The sequence below is a fragment of the Microbacterium sp. 22303 genome (genome assembly GCF_052045265.1).
Classification (GTDB): domain Bacteria; phylum Actinomycetota; class Actinomycetes; order Actinomycetales; family Microbacteriaceae; genus Microbacterium.
Map to the genome: position 1 here is coordinate 1,057,791 of NZ_JBQEOQ010000001.1, position 20,401 is coordinate 1,078,191.

General features: G+C 70.7%; 15 protein-coding genes. 9 read left to right on the forward strand and 6 right to left on the reverse strand.

Translation table 11 applies throughout. From position 1 onward, the window contains the following. The first annotated feature begins 14 nt into the window (after nt 1-14). Together fdrA and ACTJI8_RS05075 are read left to right on the forward strand one after the other, a co-directional pair. Nucleotides 15-1,562 (forward strand): acyl-CoA synthetase FdrA, encoded by a 1,548-nt coding sequence (gene fdrA / locus ACTJI8_RS05070; RefSeq protein ID WP_440732298.1) that lies wholly within the window; start codon nt 15-17, stop codon nt 1,560-1,562. Then, nucleotides 1,562-2,983, forward strand: a complete 1,422-nt coding sequence (locus tag ACTJI8_RS05075) for a DUF1116 domain-containing protein (protein WP_440732299.1) — start codon at nt 1,562-1,564, stop codon at nt 2,981-2,983. The genes fdrA and ACTJI8_RS05075 overlap by 1 nt, the downstream gene beginning before the upstream one ends. 124 nt (nt 2,984-3,107) lie before the next feature. On the opposite strand, the gene secA is transcribed toward ACTJI8_RS05075, so the two are convergent. Then, nucleotides 3,108-5,909, reverse strand: coding sequence for a preprotein translocase subunit SecA (gene secA, locus ACTJI8_RS05080; RefSeq protein ID WP_440732300.1), 2,802 nt, complete (start codon nt 5,907-5,909; stop codon nt 3,108-3,110). Between the two features lie 464 nt (nt 5,910-6,373). Between secA and ACTJI8_RS05085 the strand changes: the two genes are divergently transcribed. Both ACTJI8_RS05085 and ACTJI8_RS05090 read left to right on the forward strand, forming a co-directional pair. Next, entirely contained in the window at nt 6,374-6,970 is a 597-nt protein-coding gene (locus ACTJI8_RS05085) for a PadR family transcriptional regulator (RefSeq protein WP_440732301.1), read from the forward strand. 59 nt (nt 6,971-7,029) lie between these two features. Continuing rightward, nucleotides 7,030-8,352, forward strand: coding sequence for a hypothetical protein (locus ACTJI8_RS05090; RefSeq protein ID WP_440732302.1), 1,323 nt, complete (start codon nt 7,030-7,032; stop codon nt 8,350-8,352). A 134-nt stretch (nt 8,353-8,486) separates the two neighbouring features. Here ACTJI8_RS05090 and hpf read toward each other — a convergent pair whose 3' ends face one another. From hpf to mtrA, 5 genes are all read right to left on the reverse strand, one after another. Next, complete coding sequence (hpf, locus tag ACTJI8_RS05095) at nt 8,487-9,140, reverse strand: ribosome hibernation-promoting factor, HPF/YfiA family (RefSeq protein ID WP_440732303.1); 654 nt, start codon at nt 9,138-9,140, stop codon at nt 8,487-8,489. Nucleotides 9,141-9,328: 188 nt separating this feature from the next. Next, nucleotides 9,329-9,850 (reverse strand): ComF family protein, encoded by a 522-nt coding sequence (locus ACTJI8_RS05100; RefSeq protein ID WP_440732304.1) that lies wholly within the window; start codon nt 9,848-9,850, stop codon nt 9,329-9,331. 301 nt (nt 9,851-10,151) lie between these two features. Beyond that, the gene (locus tag ACTJI8_RS05105; RefSeq protein WP_440732305.1) at nt 10,152-11,864 is read right to left on the reverse strand and encodes an LpqB family beta-propeller domain-containing protein; all 1,713 of its coding nucleotides are present in this window, start codon (nt 11,862-11,864) and stop codon (nt 10,152-10,154) included. Next, nucleotides 11,861-13,534, reverse strand: a complete 1,674-nt coding sequence (gene mtrB / locus ACTJI8_RS05110; RefSeq protein ID WP_440732306.1) for an MtrAB system histidine kinase MtrB — start codon at nt 13,532-13,534, stop codon at nt 11,861-11,863. The genes ACTJI8_RS05105 and mtrB overlap by 4 nt, the downstream gene beginning before the upstream one ends. A gap of 69 nt (nt 13,535-13,603) precedes the next feature. Beyond that, nucleotides 13,604-14,284 (reverse strand): MtrAB system response regulator MtrA, encoded by a 681-nt coding sequence (gene mtrA, locus ACTJI8_RS05115; protein WP_440732307.1) that lies wholly within the window; start codon nt 14,282-14,284, stop codon nt 13,604-13,606. Nucleotides 14,285-14,484: 200 nt separating this feature from the next. Between mtrA and ACTJI8_RS05120 the strand changes: the two genes are divergently transcribed. The 5 genes from ACTJI8_RS05120 (at nt 14,485) to ACTJI8_RS05140 (ending at nt 20,352) form a co-directional block, all read left to right on the forward strand. Next, the gene (locus ACTJI8_RS05120; protein WP_440732308.1) at nt 14,485-15,975 is read left to right on the forward strand and encodes a glycerophosphoryl diester phosphodiesterase membrane domain-containing protein; all 1,491 of its coding nucleotides are present in this window, start codon (nt 14,485-14,487) and stop codon (nt 15,973-15,975) included. Next, the gene (locus tag ACTJI8_RS05125; protein WP_440732309.1) at nt 15,972-16,673 is read left to right on the forward strand and encodes a DUF4129 domain-containing protein; all 702 of its coding nucleotides are present in this window, start codon (nt 15,972-15,974) and stop codon (nt 16,671-16,673) included. The genes ACTJI8_RS05120 and ACTJI8_RS05125 overlap by 4 nt, the downstream gene beginning before the upstream one ends. Further along, on the forward strand, nt 16,670-17,938 hold the full coding sequence (locus ACTJI8_RS05130; RefSeq protein WP_440732310.1) for a DUF4350 domain-containing protein: 1,269 nt from the start codon (nt 16,670-16,672) through the stop codon (nt 17,936-17,938). Before ACTJI8_RS05125 ends, ACTJI8_RS05130 begins: the two co-directional genes overlap by 4 nt. Nucleotides 17,939-18,099: 161 nt before the next feature. Further along, nucleotides 18,100-19,023, forward strand: a complete 924-nt coding sequence (locus tag ACTJI8_RS05135; protein ID WP_440732449.1) for an AAA family ATPase — start codon at nt 18,100-18,102, stop codon at nt 19,021-19,023. Nucleotides 19,024-19,041: 18 nt separating this feature from the next. Then, nucleotides 19,042-20,352 carry a DUF58 domain-containing protein gene (locus tag ACTJI8_RS05140; protein WP_440732311.1) on the forward strand — a complete coding sequence of 437 codons (1,311 nt, stop codon included), beginning with the start codon at nt 19,042-19,044 and terminating at the stop codon, nt 20,350-20,352. Nucleotides 20,353-20,401: the final 49 nt, after the last annotated feature.

A 20,401-nucleotide genomic window follows, 5' to 3' on the forward strand; every position in this document is an offset into this window, starting at 1 on the left:
TCGAAAGGATCCCGATGACCAGGCACATCGAAATCAGGAAGAACACGTACCTCGACTCGGTCTCGCTCATGTCGATGAGCACCAAGGCGAACGCCGTCGACGGCGTGACCCAGGCGCTGCTCGGCATGGCCACGCCGATGAACAAGGAGGTGCTGCTCAACGTCGGCGTCCAGGATCCGGCGATCGACGCGGCGAAGCCCAGCGATCTCATGATCGTCGTCGACGCCTCCGACGACACCATCGAGGCGGCGATCGAGGCGGTTGACGACATCCTCGCGCGCAAGAGCAAGGGCGCCGCCGGCGTGGCCGAAGTGCGCTACCGCACCCTGGACGGCGCGTTCACCGAGGTTCCCGACAGCAATCTCGTGCTCATCTCGGTGAACGGCGCGTTCGCGGCCCGCGAGGCGCGCAAGGCGCTGAACGCCGGCAAGCACGTGATGATCTTCTCCGACAACGTGCCGGTCGAAGACGAGCTGGCCCTCAAGACGCTGGCCCATGATAAGGGTCTGCTGGTCATGGGGCCGGACTGCGGCACCGCGATCATCAACGGCACCGGTCTGGCGTTCGCCAACGCCGTCCGTCGCGGATCCATCGGCATCGTCGGCGCGTCCGGGACCGGCAGCCAGGAGCTGAGCGTGCGCATCCATGACTTCGGCGGCGGCGTCTCGCAGCTGATCGGCACCGGCGGACGCGACCTGTCGACCGAGATCGGCGGCATCTCCATGATCGACGGCATCGCGGCTCTCGATGCGGATCCGGAGACCGCGGTGATCGTGGTCGTCTCCAAGCCTCCGGCCGAGGAGGTCGCCGACAGGGTGCTCGCCGCAGCCGGCGCGGCGTCCAAGCCCGTCGTGGTCACCTTCCTGGGCTCGACTCGCACCGAGAGCGGCTACGACAACGTCACGCTCGTCTCCGGCACCAAGCCGACCGCGATCGCGGCGGTCGTCGCGAGCGGGATCGACGAGTCCACGCTCGACACGCACCCGCTGAACCTCCCCCTGATCGAGGAGGTGCGCGCCAAGCTCGCGCCCGAGCAGCAGTACGTGCGCGGCCTGTTCTGCGGCGGCACGCTGTGCGACGAGGCGATGTTCGGGGCCCTCGCGACCTACGACAACGTGTACTCCAACATCCAGAAGGATCCGGCGCGCGTCATCGGCGCGATGGACGCGTCCCGCGAGCACACCTATCTCGACATGGGCGACGACGACTTCACCAACGGCCGTCCGCACCCGATGATCGACCCGACGCTGCGCCTGCAGCGCCTTGTCCAAGAGGCCGACGACCCGACCGTCGGCGTCATCGCGATGGACTTCATCCTCGGATTCGGCTCGCACGAGGATCCGGTGGGCGTGACGACCCCGGCGATCCAGGAGGCCAAGGCCAAGGCCGCCGCGCGCGGACAGCACCTCGAGATCCTCGGCTATGTGCTCGGCACCGACCTGGACACACCGGCCATCGCCGACCAGGTCGCGAAGCTCGAGGCCGCCGGCGTGACGATCGCCTCCTCCTCCACCAACCTCGGGCTGCTGGCCCGCGAATTCGTCGCGAAGGGTGACAACTGATGAGCGTCAACGACCTGTTCGGCTCCGCACTGAAGCCGGTCAACCTCGGCCTCGACATGTTCGCCGAGGACCTCGAAGCGCAGGGCGTCAGCCCCGTGCTCATGGACTGGACCCCGCCGGGCGGCGGCGACCCCGAGGTCATCGCCGCGCTCAGCCGGCTCGAGGACCCCGCGATCGCCGCGCGGATCGATGCGGCGAACCAGGAGGCGCTGAGCCGGATCCTCTCCGCGCAGCCGTTCCTGGAGGGCTTCGGCCAGGCGATCGACGTCGTCCCGGGGATGACGGCGAAGACGATCCTGCACGCCGGTCCGCCGATCGGGTTCACCCGCATGTCCGGCCCCATGAAGGGCGCCGTGACGGGCGCACTGGTCTTCGAGGGACTCGCGAAGGACCTGGACGAGGCGTTCGAACTCGCCGCCTCCGGCGAGATCACGTTCTCGCCCTGCCATGAGCACCAGTCGGTCGGTTCGATGGCCGGTGTCACGAGCGCGAGCATGTGGGTGCACCAGGTGCGCAACCGCACGCACGGCAACCTCGCCTTCACGAACCTCTCGGAGCAGCTCTCCAAGATCCTGCGCTTCGGCGCCAACGATCAGTCGGTCATCGACCGGCTGAACTGGATGCGCGACGTGTTCGGGCCGGTGCTCTCGGGCGCGATGAAGCTGAACAACGACGGCATCGACCTGCGTCTCATGCTCTCCCAGGCGCTGCACATGGGTGACGAGGCGCACAACCGCAATGTGGCGGGGACCACGCTGCTGATCCAGGCCCTCGCGCCGTACATCCTGGAGACGGACTTCACGACCAGCCAGAAGCGCGAGGTCTTCGACTTCGTCGCCTCGTCGGACTACTTCTCGGGCCCGACCTGGATGGTCACCGCGAAGGCGTCGCTGGATGCGGCGAACGGCATCGAGGACTCGACGGTCGTGACGACGATGGCCCGCAACGGCGTCGACTTCGGCATCCGCGTGTCCGGCACCGGCGGCCAGTGGTTCACCGGCCCCGCGCAGCAGGTCGTCGGCCCGATGTTCGCCGGCTACACTCCGGCGGATTCCGGGCTCGATATGGGCGACTCCGCGATCACCGAGACCTTCGGTATCGGCGGATTCGCGATGGCCGCCGCGCCCGCGATCGTCGCCCTCGTCGGCGGCACGGTCGACGAGGCGATGGGCTACTCGCGCACCATGAACGCGATCACGACCGGCAACAACCCGAACGTGACGATCCCGGCGCTCGACTTCATGGGCGTGCCCACCGGCATCGACGTGCGCAAGGTCATGGAGACCGGCATCCTGCCGATCATCAACACCGCGATCGCGCACAAGGATCCAGGCATCGGCATGATCGGCGCCGGCATCACGCACCCGCCGATCGAGGCGTTCCAGCAGGCGCTCGTGGCCCTCGCCGACCGCATCGCCTGACCTCTGTACGGCACATCTCGTCACCGCGCGGATGGGCGACCCAGATCATCCTGGCGCTGACGAAGGAGGCCGGCACCCATACAGGGTGCCGGCCTCCTTCGTGTCTCCGGATGCTTCGCGGGGACTACTTCTTCTTGCCCTGAGCGCGCCGCTCCGCGCGGTTGGCCGGGGCCGCCTGATCGCCATCGACGCGCTGGCCGAAGGCACCGCGCGCGGCGGGTTCGGCAGGTTCCTCGTTCTCGGACTGAGCGCGTGCGGCCGCCTGGCGGAGGCGATCCGTGGCCGCCTGCTGCACCTGGCCCCGGTCGTTGCGGACCTCGACGTCGCCGGCGTCGTTGGGCGCCGAGTACTCCAGGCGCTGGTCGCCCGCGGACTCGGCGAGCCCCTTGGCCTCGACCTCGGTGATGCCCTCGTCGCCGGCCTGGCGCACCTCGACCTCCAGGTTGTAGAGGTAGCCGACCGACTCCTCCTTGATCTGGCCCATCATCGCCTGGAACATCGAGTAGCCCTCGCGCTGGTACTCGACCAGCGGGTCGCGCTGCGCCATCGCGCGCAGGCCGATGCCGTCCTTGAGGTAGTCCATCTCGTAGAGGTGGTCCCGCCAGCGGCGGTCCAGCACCTGCAGAACCACGCGACGCTCGAGCTCGCGCGTCGCGGCCTCGCCGAGCGACGTCTCGCGCTTCTCATAGGCGACCATGGCGTCCGAGACCAGCTCGCGCTTGAGACCCTCGGCGGTGATCCCGCCCTTGCGCCCGCCGGCCTCGGCGACGACCTCGTCGATCGTCACGTCGACCGGGTACAGCGTCTTCAGCTCGGTCCACAGGCTGTCGAAGTCCCAGCTCTCGGTGTGCCCGGTGCTGGTGTGGTCATCCACGATCGCGCCGATCGCGTCCTCCACGAAGTGCTTCACCCGATCGGCGATGTCGTCGCCCTCGAGGATGTGCCGGCGGTCGGTGTAGATCGCCTCGCGCTGACGGTTGAGCACGTCATCGTACTTGAGGACGTTCTTGCGCATCTCGGCGTTGCGCGCCTCGACCTGGCTCTGCGCGCTGCGGATGGCGCGGGTGACCAGGCCCGACTCGATCGGCATGTCCTCGGGGAAGTTCGTGCGGGCGAGGATCGCCTCGGCGGCGCCCTGCTGGAACAGCCGCATGAGGTCGTCGGTCAGGCTCAGGTAGAACCGGCTCTCGCCCGGGTCGCCCTGACGACCGGAGCGGCCGCGCAGCTGGTTGTCGATGCGGCGCGACTCGTGACGCTCGGTGCCCAGCACGTAGAGGCCGCCGGCGTCGACGACCTTGGAGCCCTCGACCTCGACCTTGGCCTTCATCGCCTCGTAGGTCTCGTCCCAGGCCTGCTCGTAATCCTCCGGCGTCTCGACCGGATCCAGACCCCTCGACTTCAACTCCTGCACGGCGAGGAACTCGGCGTTGCCGCCGAGCATGATGTCGGTACCGCGGCCCGCCATGTTGGTGGCGACGGTGACGGCGCCGAGGCGCCCGGCGCGGGCGACGATCTCGGCCTCGCGGGCGTGGTTCTTCGCGTTCAGGACCTCGTGCTTGATGCCCTTCTTGCTCAGCAGCCGGGAGAGGTACTCGCTCTTCTCGACGCTGACGGTGCCGACCAGCACCGGCTGCCCGTTCTCGTGCCGCACCGCGATGTCCTCGACCACCTGCGCGAACTTGGCCGTCTCGTTCTTGTAGACGAGGTCGGCCTTGTCCTGGCGGATCATCGGCCTGTTGGTCGGGATCGGCACGACGCCGAGCTTGTACGTGGACATGAACTCGGCAGCCTCGGTGTCGGCCGTTCCGGTCATGCCGGCGAGCTTGTCGTACAGGCGGAAGTAGTTCTGCAGGGTGACCGTGGCGAGGGTCTGGTTCTCGGCTTTGACCGGCACAGCCTCCTTGGCCTCGATCGCCTGGTGGATGCCCTCGTTGTAGCGGCGTCCGACCAGGATGCGGCCGGTGTGCTCGTCGACGATCATGACCTCGTCGTTCATCACGACGTAGTCGGTGTCGCGCTTGAACAGTGCGAGCGCCTTGATCGAGTTGTTCAGGAACGAGATGAGCGGCGTGTTCGCCGACTCGTAGAGGTTGTCGATGCCGAGGTAGTCCTCGACCTTCTCGATACCGGGCTCGAGCACGCCGACCGTGCGCTTCTTCTCGTCGACCTCGTAGTCGACATCAGGCTCGAGGGTGCGCGCGATCTTCGCGAACTCGGCGAACCAGCGGTTGGCCTCGCCCGATGACGGACCGGAGATGATGAGCGGCGTACGCGCCTCGTCGATGAGGATCGAGTCGACCTCGTCGACGATGGCGAAGAAGTGGCCCCGCTGGACGAGGTCCTCCTTGCGCCAGGCCATGTTGTCGCGCAGGTAGTCGAAACCGAACTCGTTGTTCGTGCCGTAGGTGATGTCGGCGTTGTACTGCTCGCGGCGCACCTCAGGGGTCTGCCCGGAGATGATCACGCCGGTGGTCATGCCGAGCGCGCGGTAGACGCGACCCATGAGCTCCGACTGATAGGAGGCGAGGAAGTCGTTCACCGTGATGACGTGCACGCCCTGGCCGGCGATGGCGTTGAGGTACGACGGGAAGGTCGCGACGAGCGTCTTGCCCTCACCGGTTTTCATCTCGGCGATGTTGCCCTCGTGCAGCGCGGCGCCGCCCATGATCTGGACGTCGTAGGCGCGCATGCCGAGCGTGCGCTTGGCAGCCTCGCGGACGGCGGCGAAGGCCTCGGGCATGAGCTGGTCGAGCGTCTCGCCCTTCTCGAACCGCGCGCGCAGCTCTGCGGTCTCATTGCGGAGGTCCTCGTCGCTGAGCTTCGCGAAGTCGTCTTCGAGCGCGTTCACGGCCTTGACGACGCCGTTCAGGCGGCGCAGGATCCGTCCCTCGCCCGCGCGCAGCAGCTTCTCAAGAGGATTCGCCACGGATTCCATCTCCCTAGGGGTTCTGTGCCCGATCTATTTCGGGGGCCGCGCGCGTCGCGCGCACGGCATACGCACTCATGTTACCGGGCCGTGACTTGTCGATCCCCTGGGCGGAGCCGGGATCGGTCGAGCGGTCCAGATCGGGCACGGGCTCCGATGTCAGACCCGTTCGAGGTCGGAGCGTTCGACGTCAGGGCGTTGATCGTGATGGATCCCGATTCGGTGACCCCGATTCGGGCGGACCCGATTCCGGTGGGCCCGGCTCCGGCGGCCCGATCGGCCGACGGCGGATCGGCGCGACGGCGCCCGCGACGGATGCGACTCCGGCGAGTCGACCGAGCGTCGCGCCACCAGAGAACCCCGACGGCGAGCACGGCCCCTCCGACACGCGACGACACCCGCCTCGCGAGCGCGTTTCCCGGTATGCATATACTCGGAAACAGATTCCGGGAAAGGAAAAATCCATGTCGGTGCGCCAGAGCCTCCTCGCCATCCTCGATCAGGGCCCGTGCTACGGGTACCAGCTGCGCGCCGAGTTCGATCGGCGCACCGGTTCGACCTGGCCGCTCAACGTCGGCCAGATCTACAACACGCTCGAGCGCCTGGAGCGCGACGGTCTCGTCGAGCGCGGCGACGCCGACGAGCAGGGCCACGTCTACTGGGCGATCACCGATGCCGGATCCGCCGAGGTCTCCGGGTGGCTCTCCTCCCCCGTCGAGCGCGCCACCGGCACCCGCGACGAGCTCGCGATCAAGCTCGCCGTCGCCGCGACGCTGCCCGGCGTCGACGTCGCCGCCGTCATCCACACGCAGCGCAAGGCGTCGCTCGCCCAGCTGCAGGAGCTGCAGCGCACGAAGTACGCGGGCGCAAAGCCGGACAGTCCCGAGGAGCTGGCCTGGACGCTCGTGATCGACTCGATGATCTTCGCCGCAGAGGCGGAGGTGCGGTGGCTCGACCACACCGAGCAGCGACTCGCGCAGCACCCGCAGCACGCGCTCGAGCTGGAGCTCTCCAGCGAGCGGCCCAAACGCGGGCGGCCCTCCCGCGCCGTCCCGGTCTGATCGCCGAGGGCGTAGCGGTTCCACAGCCCGCGCACGGTCCGGGACCATAGGATCGGCCCATGGCCGGATTCTGGGGCAGACGCAAACGTGAACAGGAAGAGCTGCAGGCGCAGGACGCGGATCTCGCGCGCCGCGCCGAGCAGGCGATCGTCGCCGCAGACGAGCGGATCCGCACCTCCTCCGACGAACTCGCCTTCGCCACGGCCGAACTCGGCGAGGAGATGACCGCGGACTTCCACGCGGTGCTGGACGCCGTGCGCACGCACATGGGCGAGGCGTTCCAGCTGCACCAGCTGAACCATGACGAGATCCCGGACACCCCCGAGGAGCTGCGCACACGCAACGCCCGCATCGTGCAGCTGTGCCAGTGGGCCGAGGACCTGATCGACGAGAAGTCCGCCGCCATCGCCGATTCCGTGGCCCGCGTGCGCAACGCACCGCAGGTGGTGGCCAAGGTTCGCGCGGACGCTGCTGCCCTCGAGGGCCGCGTGCCGCAGGCGCAGGCGTCCGTGGAGCGGCTGGCCACCCGGTACTCCGACGCCGCCATGCAGCGCATCGCGAAGAGCGCCGAGGAGGCCGCGCAGCTCGTCGTCTTCGCTAACCACGGCGCGGACGTGTTCGAGCGCCGCCGCGACGCCGGCCGCAACCAGGAGGCCGTGCTCGCGCTCGAGACGGCGACCGAGGCCACGCGCCGCGCCTCCGCCCTGCTGGATGCCGTGGATGACTTCGAGATCGAGGCGCTGCGGGCCGAGTCCACGCTCGCCGAGGTCGTGGCCGACTCCCGGGGCGATCTGGCCGCTCTGCCGACGGCGCCGGACGCGCTCGCCGTGACCGCGGCGGCGACCGAACTGCAGCGCGCGCTGAACTCCCTCGCACCGGCGGGAACCCGCACCGACCCGTTCGGCGAGCTCACCCGCCTCCGTGCGGCGAACACCGCACTGGACGCCGCCATCGCTGCCGCTCGTTACCGTGCGGAGCACCCGTTGCCCACGATCGCCACCGTGCAGCATGCGCTGGACGACGCGGACCGGCAACTCGGAGTCGCGCGTGGCCTGATCGAAGGCCACCGCGGCTGGATCGGCGCTGACGCCCGCACCCGCCTCGCCGAGGCCGAGCGGCTGCGCGTGGACGCGCCGTCTCTGCTGCCCGCGGAGGAGACCCGTGAAGAAGCCCTCAGCACCGCGCGTCGCGTCGCGCAACTCGCCGCGGAGGCGCTGCAGCTCGCCCAGCACGACATCGACCGGTCCCGCCCCGACCAGGGCTGGGGCGGAGGCGGCGGCAACGGTTGGGGCGGCGGCCGCGGCTCCGGCGGCGGGGACGTCGTGACGGGCGTGCTCGGCGGCCTCGTCATCGGCGGCCTCCTCGGCGACATCTTCGACTGACAGCCCCGATTTATCCGAGTCATCCCTGTCGCCCGCAGGCCTCAAGGTCCACGGACGGGAACTCGGAGGTAGGCGCCGACACAAAGCGGCCCGGGAACCTCCCGGGCCGCTTCGTCGTCTTCAGAGGGTCGACGTCAGCCCACGAGCGCCTCGGCGGGCGCCGCCTGGGTGGTGAGCGAGATCACGCCGTAGTCCCAGCCCTTACGGCGGTACACGACGCTCGGGTGGTCGCTGCGTGCGTCCACGAAGAGGAAGAAGTCGTGGCCGACCAGTTCCATGCGGTCGACCGCCTCTTCGACGGTCATCCACTCCGCATCGAAGTTCTTCGTGCGGATGACGACCGGTGAGTAGTCCTCCTCGACCTCGATCGTCGGGATCGCACCTGTGGAGACCGCGTGCAGGGTGTCCACGGAGACGGGGTGCACATCGATGCCTGCGAGTTCGCCGGTGCCCTTTTCGAAGTGCGCGCCGCGCGGATGGTGACGACCGTCGATCCGGCGCTCCTTGGCCCGCCGCACCTGCTCGATGAGCTTGTCGACCGCGAGGTCCAGTGCGACGAACTTGTCCGCGTCGCGCGCTTCGGCGCGTACCAGCGGCCCCTTTCCGTTGAGAGTGAGTTCGACGGTCTCGTCCTCCACATGACCGCCGCGATAGGAACGATGGGTGACCTTCACGTCGAGGCTCTGCGCCTTCGTCGCGATAGTCGCGATCCGTGCGGTCTTCTCTTCGACCACCGCTCGGAATCGATCGCTGATGCCGACTCCGACACCGACGATGTTCGTTTCCATCCTGACCTCCTTGTTCCGGTCCGACCGGTAGGGGGCGGACCGTGGTCGCCTTTGTGAGTCCCCACCGTAGTCGTCGGATCCCGGGATGTCATCCACTATTCATCTGTGTGTCGTGTGGATCCGGATCGAGACTCGCCAGGATACGCATCCGGACCGTGCCCGGCACCGCGATGCCGACGTTCGGGACGTCATCCGCGGCGCCGGGTTGCGGCGACCGCCACCGCGCCCACGACCTGGAAGCCCGCCGCGCGGAGCGCTCTGGCGGCCTCCTCGCAGGTCGCCCCCGTCGTGATCACGTCGTCGACGATCAGAGCGGCCATGCCGTCGCCGTCCCTCGTCGCGATGAGACCCCCGCCGAGGTTGCTCCGGCGCTCCCGCACACCGAGCGTGCGCTGATCCCGCACGCGGCGCGTGTACGACAGCCCACGCAGCATCGGGATGCCCGTACCGCGTGCGAGCAGCTCCGGCACGCGGAATCCGCGCCGGCGGACCGCGGCCCGCGTGGTCGGCACCGGCACGACGACGTCGATGCGGCGCGGAGCGGAGGCTCCGGCGCTCAGGTCGTCCACGGCGGCCTCGAGTGCCGGCCGCAACGGCCGGATCAGCGACGTCTGGCCGTCCTCCTTGACCGCGCGCAGCACGGCGGCCGCGACCCCGTCGTAGGCGAGCCCTGCGCGCAGCGCGACGGCGTCCGACCGCGGGCGCACCACGCGAGGCTCCAAACCCGCAGCGCACGAGGCGCACAGCGCCGTCCCGGTCGCACCGCACCCGGCGCACACGGAGGCGAAGGCGAAGTCGGCCACCTCCCGGAGGAGCCGGCGGACGACGCCATCCGCGGGCGACACGGAAGTCGACATCTCGCGAGGCACGTCACCAGCGTGCCCGGCCGGGAATACCGCCCGAGTGCCGCTGCCGCGATCGGTGCGGAACCGGTGGCGTCCGGGGTCTGTGCAGGACGATCCAGCCCGCCCGTGATCCGGGACTCGCGAGGATCCTCCGCAGACCCCGTCCTCAGCTGCCGCCCATTTGCACGGCGAGCACCTTGACGTTCGTGCTCACCTGCGTGGGGGTCGGCCCGCTGCGCACCCACAGCACGCCGTTGCCGAGCAACTGCACGGTCGTGGTCGGCGACGCCGGTGCGATCGATTGGGTGGTATCCGGCACATCGACGGTCTTCGCGGGTCCGCCCACCTGCTGCGCGCGCAGCACCAGGCTGGACCCGTCGGTGGTGAGCACGCCCACTGTGGTGTCGTCCAGCCAGGTGATGTCGGTCGCCCCCGTCGGCCAGGCGATCACGTTCGGGTTCGCCACACCGATCGCCGTGGGCGCACCGCGGTCGTCCCGGGTGATGGCAGCGACCTCGATGCGGATCTGGCCGTTCGCGCTCACGGCCATCGCGAGCCGGGCGCCGTCCCTGCTCACCGCCATCGCCATGATCTGGCTGGCGTCCGGCGGCCCGGCGAAGGCCGGCTGGGACTTGGCCAAGTTCGACCAGGCGAGGATGGACGAGGGCGATGACTGCGGCACGGTCCAGATGTAGCCGAAGGGATCCAGCGTCGGAGCGATGAGGCCGGGGCGCGTGTCGATCTCATCGGTCCTGCCGTCCGTGACGGCGTAGACATGGCCGCTGGCCCCCTGCACCGCCACGCGCTGCGCACCGCTGGCCGCACGGATCGCGGTGATCGCCTCGGGGAAGTTCTGCAACGGCGCTGAGACGCCGGCGACCGGCGCGAGCTCGCCGCCTGTCAGATAGCCGAAACCCTTGTCGGTGAGCACGAGCGGACGCGAGTCGACCGACGTCGACGCCGGCGAGGCGGACCCCGCGTTCAGATCGCGGCCCGACACGGTGAGCTTCACCTGCAGCACGCCCACCCCGCTCAGGCTGCGCTCGAGCTGCGTGCGCATCCGCGCCAGGGTGACCGGATCCACATCCGCGGGCACGTTGGCGAGAGCGACCTCGGCGACCTGCGAGTCCGGAGTCACGGTGTTGCGGCCCAGCGCGATGTCGCCCGTGAAGGAAGTGCGCACCGCGCCGTTCAGCCAGGAGCTGGGCTTGCCGCTGACCAGCGACTGAACGATCCTGCTCGCCGTGTTCTCCCGCTTCGGGAACCAGCGCACATCGGGCACCAGGTAGGTCCAGGTCGGATCGAAGTACTGCAGGTCGTAGGGGGCGAACACGTCGGCCGCCGCGAAGGAGTCCGCGTCCAGCACGATGCCGTCCGGCGCCGCCGAGATGCGCCACTGGCCGTCCTTGTTCTTCGCGAGCTCGAACGGGAGCTCGGCCGCCCGGTTCACGGGCGTCCCGGAGTAGGCGCCCGTCTCGTCCACGATCCCCGTCTGCTGCAGCCCCAGGCGCACCGTCGCCGAGCTGGCGTCCTTCGGCAGGTCGGGGAGATCGAAGCGGCGACCTGCAGATCCGGTGTCGATCGTTACGCCCGCGTCGGGCTTCCACTTCTGTGCCTCACCGGAGGTGAGGAACTGCCGCGCGATGCCCCAGCTGTCCTTGGGACTCGAGGCGGCGTCGATGAAGCCGCGCACGATCTCCTTGGGATCCATCCCGTCCGACGGCCCCTGCGGCACGAAGGCGAGGTCCGATCCGCTGTCGCTCTGATCGGCGGAGAGTCCGGGGCGCACGTCGCCCGTGATCGGCAGTGACGCACAGGCGGTGAGCCCGAGGAGGGCGAGAGCGACGACCGCTCCGCGCAGAATCCGTCCGAACCTCATGACTTCTCCTCCTCGGCGGGCGATGCGACGCGCGCCTGATCGCCGGGCTGGACGATCGGTGCGGTGTTCACGCCGATCTCCGCGATCGCCTCGACCGGTTCCAGGGGCACGGGCGACGAGCCGTCCAGCGGTCGCGCGCCGCGCGGCAGGGTCAGCACGAAGTTGGTGCCCTCTCCGGGCCGCGACCACACGGCGAGGGAGCCGCGATGCAGCCGCGCGTCGCCCAGGGCGATCGACAGCCCCAGTCCGGTGCCGCCGATCGTGCGCGTGCGCGACGGATCCGCCCGCCAGAACCGATCGAACACGCGCTCCGCATCCTCGGCGGTCATGCCCATCCCGCGATCGCGCACGCCGACGGCGACCGCGTTCTGGCTGCTGTCCACCGTGATGACGATGGGCCGCCCCTCGCCGTGCTCGATCGCGTTTCCGATGAGGTTGCGCAGGATGCGGCGCACGCGGCGCGGGTCGAGGTCCACCGGCGTGTGCCCGCCCGGGGCGACGAAACGCAGCTCCGTGTCGTGCGTCGCCGCCAGGGGCCGCATGTCGTCCACCAAGTCCTCCGCGAGGTGGGCGAGGCTGATCGCCTCGGTCTCCAGCTGCACGGATCCCGCGTCGTAGCGGCTGATCTCCAGCAGATCCGCGAGCAGCGTGTCGAATCGGTGCACCTGCGTCTGCAGCAGCTCCGCGGTGCGGGCGGTCGTCGGGTCGAACTCATCCCGACGGTCATTGAGCATCTCGGCCGCCAGCCGGATGGTGGTCAACGGCGTGCGCAGCTCGTGCGACACGTCCGAGACGAATCGCTGCTGCACGAGCGACAGCTCGCCGAGCTCCTTGATCTGGGCCTCGATGCTGTCGGCCATCGCGTTGAAGGATCGGCCCAGGATCGCCAGCTCGTCCTGCCCGCGCACCGGCAGACGCACATCGAAGTCTCCGCCGGCGAAACGCGCGCTGGATTCCGCGGCCTCGGTGATCGGATGCACCACGGTGCGCAGTGAGAACCAGGCGATCACGCCGATCAATGCGACGAGCACGATCCCCGCGATCCACAGGCTCGACTGCACCAGCACGAGTGTCTGCTCGGTGTCGGCGAGATCGTAGGCGATGTACAGCGCATACGCCCCCGCCCCCGGGGCGTTGAGCTGCCGTCCCACCAGCAACCCGGCGTGCGTGGATCCGTCCGCGTCCTGCAGAGCGACCGGCTGCCACCACTGCTTCGTGGCGTCTTTCTCGACCCGCTGCTTGAGCTGATCTGAGACGACGTCTTGGCTGAATCCGCCCAGGGTCGCGCCCGGCGGCGCCTGCGGATCGATCGGGATCACGCCGAACACCCGCGAGGCCGAGACCAGCTGGACCTGCCCGCTGACCTCACGCATCAAGCCGATCTGCGCGGTGCGGTTACCCTGCGTGTCGGCGGAGTACAGCAGGGACTGCGCCGAGTTCGTCGCTCGCTGCGCGTCCTTCAGCGCCTGGTCCTTGCGCGAGTCCCAGAGGTTGTTCTGCACCGCGAGCGCCATCGCCACGCACGTCACCAGCACGGCGACGCTGGTGAGGGCCAGGGCGATCACCAGCGTGCGGAACCGCAGCGACTGCCGCCACAGCTGCGCGGCGCGATGCCCGCTGCCGCGTACGCCGCGCACGGCCGCGTTCGCGAGCGCCACGGTGTTCGTCATCGGCGGACTTTCAGCATCGGCGGGGACCGCTTCTTCTCGGCCGTGGCGTCGGCGTGACCCGCGCGCGGGTCAGACCACGCTCCCTGCGCGATACCCGACGCCACGCACGGTGGTGACGATGCGCGGGTTGTCCGGGTCCAGCTCGACCTTCGCGCGCAGGCGCTGCACGTGCACGTTCACCAGCCGAGTGTCGGCCTTGTAGTGGTAACCCCACACCTGCTCCAGCAGCATCTCGCGGGAGAACACCTGCTGGGGTTTGGAGGCGAGGGCCACGAGCAGCTGGAACTCCAGCGGCGTGAGGGCGATCGGCGCGCTGCCGCGGCGCACCTCGTGCGCGTCGACGTCGATCGTCAGGTCTCCGATGCGCAGCACCTCGCTGGTGGACTGCGGCGTCGGCCGCAGCCGGGTGCGGATGCGCGCCACGAGCTCCTTCGGGTTGAAGGGCTTGACCATGTAGTCGTCGGCGCCGACCTCGAGACCCCGCACGACGTCCGCGGTGTCGCCGCGTGCGGTGAGCATGATCACCGGCACCCCCGACTCCGCCCGGATGCGGGTGCAGATCTCGATGCCGTCCATGCCGGGCAGCATGAGGTCCAGCAGCACGAGGTCCGGACGCTGAGTCCGCCACTCGTCCACGGCCTTCGCGCCGTCCGCGCAGAACACGGGCTCGAAGCCCTCCGTGCGCAGCACGATGCCGATCATCTCGGCCAGGGCCGTGTCGTCATCGACCACGAGGATGCGTGAGGTCATGGGCGGGCAGTCGTCTTTCGGATCTCGCGTTGTTCGGATCTCTTGCGGGACGTGGGCACGGGCGAGCGCCCCCACGTCGGTCCAGCGTACTTCACGACCTGCGGAACTCGGCCGAAGGGCACCGCGGGGCGACGTCGCGTCGCCGGACCGGGCGTCACAGCGGTGTGACACGATGGACCCACACGCGAACCGGAGGACTCGTGAGCCAGCAGAGTGTGAATGCGCAGGGCTGGACCCCCGCGCCCAAGCCCGGCCTCATCCCGTTGCGCCCGCTGGGGTTCGGCACGATCCTCGGGAAGTCCTTCGCAGCCCTGCGGCACAACCCCAAGGTGCTGTTCGGCTTCGCCGTGGTGGTGCAGCTGGTCGTGATGGTCGTGGTCCTGACTGTCGTCGGGGTGGTCTCGTTCGCCACGCTGAGCCGCCTCAGCACCGTGCAGGCGGGCAGCCAGGAGTGGATCACCCTCTACGTCGGCTCGATCGCGTTCATCGGCCTGGCCGGCCTGCTCATGGGGCTGTTCTCCGTCGCGTTCACCGCGATCGTCCAGGGCATCGTCGCCGCGGACGTGCGGGCGGCGGTGCTGCGCGAGAGCGCGACGCTCGGCGCCCTGTGGCGTCGCGTGCGCCCGGCGGCCTGGCGGCTCATCGGATACACCCTGCTCTACGGCGTCGCGGGGGTGGTGGCCGCCGTGCTCATCATCGGCGTGCCGTTCCTCGCGATCGGCCTGCCGACCGGTTTCGACGGCGCGGGCATCGCCTTCGTGATCTTCGCCATGCTGGCCGGGATCGCCGGACTCGTCGTGCTGTCGATCTGGGTCGGCACCAAGCTCATGCTCGTGCCGTCGCTGCTCGTCCTCGAGGGCTCCGGAGTGCGCGCCGCGATCGCACGCTCCTGGCGCCTCACCCGGGGGCGGTTCTGGTTCGCCTTCGGGATCGTGTTCCTCATCGGCGCGATCATGTACGTCGGCACTCAGGCGATCAGCATGGTCGGAAGCCTGGTCACCTCGCTGTTCGGCCCGGTGCTCAACCCCACGGGCAGCACCGACCTCTCCCTCACCGTCAGCACCATCGTGGGTCTCGCGATCACCGAGGTCGTCGTCGTCGTGCTGCAGTCCATCAGCTCCGTCGTGCAGTCCACCGCTGGCGCACTCGTCTACATCGACTGCCGGATGCGCTACGAGGGGCTGGATCAGGATCTGATGGCGACCGTGGAGCGCCGTGCCGCCGGCCACGACGACGGCACGGATCCGTTCCGTGTGGATCCGGCCCGGGCCGTGCGCGCCGGATTCCGCCCCGCGCCCGCGTCGGTGCCCTACCCGCTGCCCCATGGTCCCGTCCCGGGCTACCCGGCCCCGCAGGGGTTTGCCGGACCATCGGCGCCCCAGGGACACGCCGGCGCTCCGATCCCCTCGGGCTACGCCGGACCGGCTGCGCCGCAGGGGTACCCGACCGTGCCGCCTTATGCCGTGCCCGCCGTTCCGCAGGCCGTGCCCGCCGTTCCGCAGGCCGTGCCCGCCGTTCCGCCGGCCGCGCCCGCGGGTTACCGCCCCGGCCCGCCCGCGACGCCGGCGACCCCACCTGCTCCCCCGGCGCCGCCCGCACCCCCCGCCCCGATCCCGCCCGCGCAGCAGAGCCCCTGGGCCGCCCCGACGCGAGATGACGGGTGGACCGCGCCCGGATCCGATCGGCCATGACGGGTCCCGCCGTCTGTGTCGCCGTGATCACGCTCCCCGCGACGCTCTGCGCGAAGCTCGCCTCGATCCCCCTCATCCCCGACGGCGACGGCGCGCGCGAGCTGGCGGAGAAGGAGCTGGCGAAGCCCGAGTACCAGGCCGCGAAGCCCACGCTCATCGATCAATGGGCCCGCGCCGTGATCGACTGGCTCGCCGACCTGTTCACACCGCAGCACGCGGTCGACCTCGGACCGTGGGCCGCGATCGTGATCGGCGCCGTGCTCGTCGCCGCCCTCATCGCGGTGCTGCTGATCTGGGGACGTCCCCGGCGCTCCCGCTCCAGGGTGACCGGATCCGTGCTCCTCGGGGCCGCCGACGATCGCACCGCCGCCCAGCTGCGCGCGGACGCCGAGCGTGCGTCGCGCGAGGAGGACTGGGCCGAGGCGATCGTGCTGCGCTACCGCGCGGTCGCCCGGTCTCTCATCGAGCGCGACCTCATCGCGCCGGCGCCCGGAGCGACCGCCCAGACGATCGCCCGCGAGGCCGTCGTGCCGTTCCCCGGGGAAGGCGAGGCGCTGCACGCCGCCGCGGTGGCGTTCGACGACGTGCGCTACCTCGGCCACTCCGGCACATCGGCCCAGTACCGCGCGCTCGCCGACACCGATGACCGCCTGCGCGCGCTGCGCCCGCAGGTGCTGCCCGAGGCGGTGCCCGCATGAGCACCGCTCCCCCCGTCTCACCCGCCCCGGACCGCATCGACGGCCGATCCGACACCCCGTCCTCCGCCGGCGACACGTCCTCCGCCGACACGCGTCCCGCGGGGACGCTCGTGCGTGCGCCACGCCGCGTGCGACGGATCCTGGGCTGGGTCCTGGTGATCGCGCTCGTCCTCATCGTCGCCGCTGCGGGTCTGCTGCTCACATCTGCCTCACCCGTGCAGCGGGACGCGCTCGACCCGGAGCGCCCCGGTCCGGGTGGCACGCAGGCGCTCGCGCAGATCCTCCGCCAGCAGGGCGTGACCATCGACGTCGTGCGCTCGCGGGCTGACGCGGCGGCCCGGCTGGACGCGGAGACCACACTCGTGATGAGCGATCCGTACCCGCTCACGGACGCGGCGGTCACGGAGCTCACCGACGCCGCGCACGACGTGGTGCTGATCTCGCCGAGCTCGCGGATGCTGCGGATGCTGCAGCTCGGCACCTACGCCTTCCCGTCCGGGCCGCCCCTGACGCGCGCCGACTGCGACGTCCCCGCCTTCGCGCACGTCGGGACGATCGTCCCCGGCCAGCTGTTCCTCCCTGACTCCGGCGTCACCTCCTGCTTCGGCGATGCGGCCGAGGGCGCCGCGGTGCTGATCTCCGAGCAGGATGGCGTCCGTCGCGCGATCGTCGACGGCGACGCGCTGTTCACGAACGAGCACCTCGCCGAGAACGGCAACGCGGCGCTCGGACTCGCATTGCTCGGCGCACGGCCGCACGTGATCTGGTACGTGCCCTCGTACGAGGACTCCGATCGCTCCGAGGTCGACGTACCGAAGAGCCTGGCCGATCTCACCCCCGGATGGGTGACGCCGGTGATCGTCCTGGGCATGATCACCGCCCTCCTCGCCGCCGTCTGGCGCGGGCGCCGGTTCGGGCCGCTCGTCTCCGAGACGCTGCCGGTCACCGTCCGGGCCTCGGAGACCATGCTGGGCCGCGCCAGGCTCACCGCGAAGGCGGCCGACGCCGCGCATGCGGCCGACGCGCTCCGTGCCGGCACGCTCTCCCGCCTCGCCGCACGCCTGGGCCTCGCCGCCCGGGCCGATCCCGCGGCCGTGGCGGATGCCGCAGCGGACCAGATCCGCGTGGACAGGGCCGGTTGCCGTGCCCTGCTCATCGGCCCGCTGCCCGCCGGCGACGCCGACCTCGTCCCTTACGCCCGCCGTCTCGCCGAGCTGGAGACCGCCGTCGAGAACGCCGTCCGCATCGAAAGGAGCACCCCGTGACCGATCGTCCCGGCACCGACCCCGCAGGAACCGCCCCGCTCGGGTATCCGCCGGCGCCGCCCGCCCCGCCGGCAGCGCCGGCCCAGGGGTCGTCCCCGGCGGCGTCCCGACAAGGATCCGCGACGGCGCCAGGCTCCGACGACGCCGCGCTCCGCCAGGCGATGCAGCGCGTCCGCGCCGAGGTGGACAAGGCCGTCGTCGGCCAGGCCGGCACGGTCACCGGCCTGCTCGTGGCGCTGCTGGCGCGGGGCCACGTGCTCCTCGAAGGCGTGCCGGGAGTCGCGAAGACCCTCGTGGTGCGCTCGTTCTCCCGGGCGCTCGGGCTGGACACGAAGCGCGTGCAGTTCACCCCCGACCTGATGCCCGGCGACGTCACCGGATCCCTCGTCTACGACGCCAGGACCGGCGAGTTCGAGTTCCGCCGCGGTCCGGTGTTCACCAACATCCTGCTCGCCGACGAGATCAACCGCACCCCGCCGAAGACCCAGGCGGCGCTGCTGGAAGCCATGGAGGAGCGCCAGGTGTCGTCGGACGGGGCGAGCATGCCGCTGCCGGATCCGTTCCTCGTCGCCGCGACGCAGAACCCGATCGAGCACGAAGGCACCTACTCCCTGCCGGAGGCCCAGCTGGATCGCTTCCTCATGAAGCTCGTGGTCGGCATGCCGGAGCGCGACGCGGAGGTCTCGGTGCTGCGTCGCCATGCGGACGGCTTCTCGCCGCGGGAGCTCACGGATCTGCACCCCGTCGTCAGCGCCCAGGAGATCCTCGCCGCGCAGGAGGCGGCCGGTCGCGTGCAGGTCACGGACGACGTGCTCGGCTACGTGGTCGACCTCGCCCGTGCGAGCCGGCAGTCGCCGTCGGTGCAGCTGGGCGCCTCACCCCGCGCCTCCACCGCGCTGCTCGCCGCGGCGAAGGCCTGGGCCTGGCTGAACGGCTCGAGCGCCGTCACCCCCGACCACGTGCAGACCATGCTGATCCCGGTCTGGCGGCACCGCCTGCAGCTGCGCCCCGACGCCGAGATGGAGGGCGTGTCCGCCGACGCCGTGCTCACCAGCGTGGTGCAGCAGACCCGCGTCCCGATCTAGGCCCCGGAGACACTCCTGATGTTCCTCACCGGTCGCCTCGTGATCGTCGCCGCACTCGGCGTCGTTCCGCTCGTGCTGCTCGACGTCCTCGGGGTGTCGCCGTGGTTCGTCCTGCTCGGCTGGCTGGCGCTGTGCGCGGTGCTGGTCGGCGTCGACGTGGTCGCGGCAGCCCCGCTCGGCGCGCTGCGGATCGTCCGCGAGGTGCCGAACCGCGCGCGGCAGCACGAGCCGGTCACCGCGACCTTGATCGTGCAGAACCTCGGCGAGCGCCGGCTGCGCGGGCAGCTGCGCGATGCGTGGCAGCCGACCGCGGGCGCCGGGAACCGCGGCAGGGCGACGCTGGACCTGCCCGCCGGCGAGCGCCGACGCGTCCCGATCACCCTGCTGCCGCGCCGCCGGGGCGAGCTGGCGAGCGAGTTCGTCGCCGTCCGCTCCACAGGTCCGCTCGGGCTCGCAGGACGCCAGGGCCGGCACCGCGTGCGCGGAACGATCCGGATCCTGCCGCCGTTCACGTCGCGCCGGCACCTGCCGTCGCGTCTGGCACGGCTGCGCGAGCTCGACGGCAACACGAGCGTGCAGGTGCGCGGCCAGGGCACTGAGTTCGATTCGCTGCGCGAGTACGTGCGCGGCGACGACGTGCGCTCGATCGACTGGCGCGCCACCGCCCGCGCCGGCACCACGATGCTGCGCACCTGGCGTCCCGAGCGCGACCGGCACGTCGTGATCCTCATCGACACCGGCCGCACCGCCGCCGCGCGCGTGGGCGACGGCACGCGCCTGGACGCCGCCTTTGAGTCCGCGCTGCTGCTGTCGGCCCTCGCCCAGCGTGCGGGCGACCACGTGCACCTGCTGCTGTTCGACCGTGCGGTGCGCGGCCGGGTGAGCGGCGTCGAGGGTCCGGCGCTGCTGCCGGCGCTCTCGGACACGATGGCTCCCGTGCACGCCCGCCTCGTGGACACGGACTGGGGCGCCGCGTTCGCAGCGATCCGCTCGGTCACCACCCGCCCGTCGCTCATCGTCGTTCTCACCGCGCAGGATGCAGTGGAGAGCGCGCGGTCGTTCCTCGGTGCGTTCCCCCACGCCTCGCGCGCCACGACGATCCTGGTCGGATCCTCCACGGATCTCTCGATCGACGACCTGGCGCGCGCCAGGGACTCGCGCGAGGACGTCTATCTCGCCGCCGCCGCCGAGCGGACCCTCGCCGATGCCGCACGGGTCGCCGACGCGATCCGGCGCGCGGGCGGCGAGCCGCTCGCCGCGGATCCGGAGGACCTGCCGCCGCGCATCGCGGACCGCTATCTGGAGCTCAAGGCGGCCGGCCGGCTCTGATCGGCCCTCTGGCGACACGCCCAGATGACCGTGGCTTTTCCTGAATCAT

Excerpts from the sequence above, each read along its gene's own strand:
- fdrA (WP_440732298.1), top strand. The coding sequence starts at position 15 with ATGACCAGGCACATCGAAATCAGGAAGAACACGTACCTCGACTCGGTC.
- ACTJI8_RS05075 (WP_440732299.1), top strand. The coding sequence starts at position 1,562 with ATGAGCGTCAACGACCTGTTCGGCTCCGCACTGAAGCCGGTCAACCTC.
- ACTJI8_RS05085 (WP_440732301.1), top strand. The coding sequence starts at position 6,374 with ATGTCGGTGCGCCAGAGCCTCCTCGCCATCCTCGATCAGGGCCCGTGC.
- ACTJI8_RS05090 (WP_440732302.1), top strand. The coding sequence starts at position 7,030 with ATGGCCGGATTCTGGGGCAGACGCAAACGTGAACAGGAAGAGCTGCAG.
- hpf (WP_440732303.1), bottom strand. The coding sequence starts at position 9,140 with ATGGAAACGAACATCGTCGGTGTCGGAGTCGGCATCAGCGATCGATTC.
- ACTJI8_RS05105 (WP_440732305.1), bottom strand. The coding sequence starts at position 11,864 with ATGAGGTTCGGACGGATTCTGCGCGGAGCGGTCGTCGCTCTCGCCCTC.
- mtrB (WP_440732306.1), bottom strand. The coding sequence starts at position 13,534 with ATGACGAACACCGTGGCGCTCGCGAACGCGGCCGTGCGCGGCGTACGC.
- mtrA (WP_440732307.1), bottom strand. The coding sequence starts at position 14,284 with ATGACCTCACGCATCCTCGTGGTCGATGACGACACGGCCCTGGCCGAG.
- ACTJI8_RS05125 (WP_440732309.1), top strand. The coding sequence starts at position 15,972 with ATGACGGGTCCCGCCGTCTGTGTCGCCGTGATCACGCTCCCCGCGACG.
- ACTJI8_RS05130 (WP_440732310.1), top strand. The coding sequence starts at position 16,670 with ATGAGCACCGCTCCCCCCGTCTCACCCGCCCCGGACCGCATCGACGGC.
- ACTJI8_RS05135 (WP_440732449.1), top strand. The coding sequence starts at position 18,100 with ATGCAGCGCGTCCGCGCCGAGGTGGACAAGGCCGTCGTCGGCCAGGCC.
- ACTJI8_RS05140 (WP_440732311.1), top strand. The coding sequence starts at position 19,042 with ATGTTCCTCACCGGTCGCCTCGTGATCGTCGCCGCACTCGGCGTCGTT.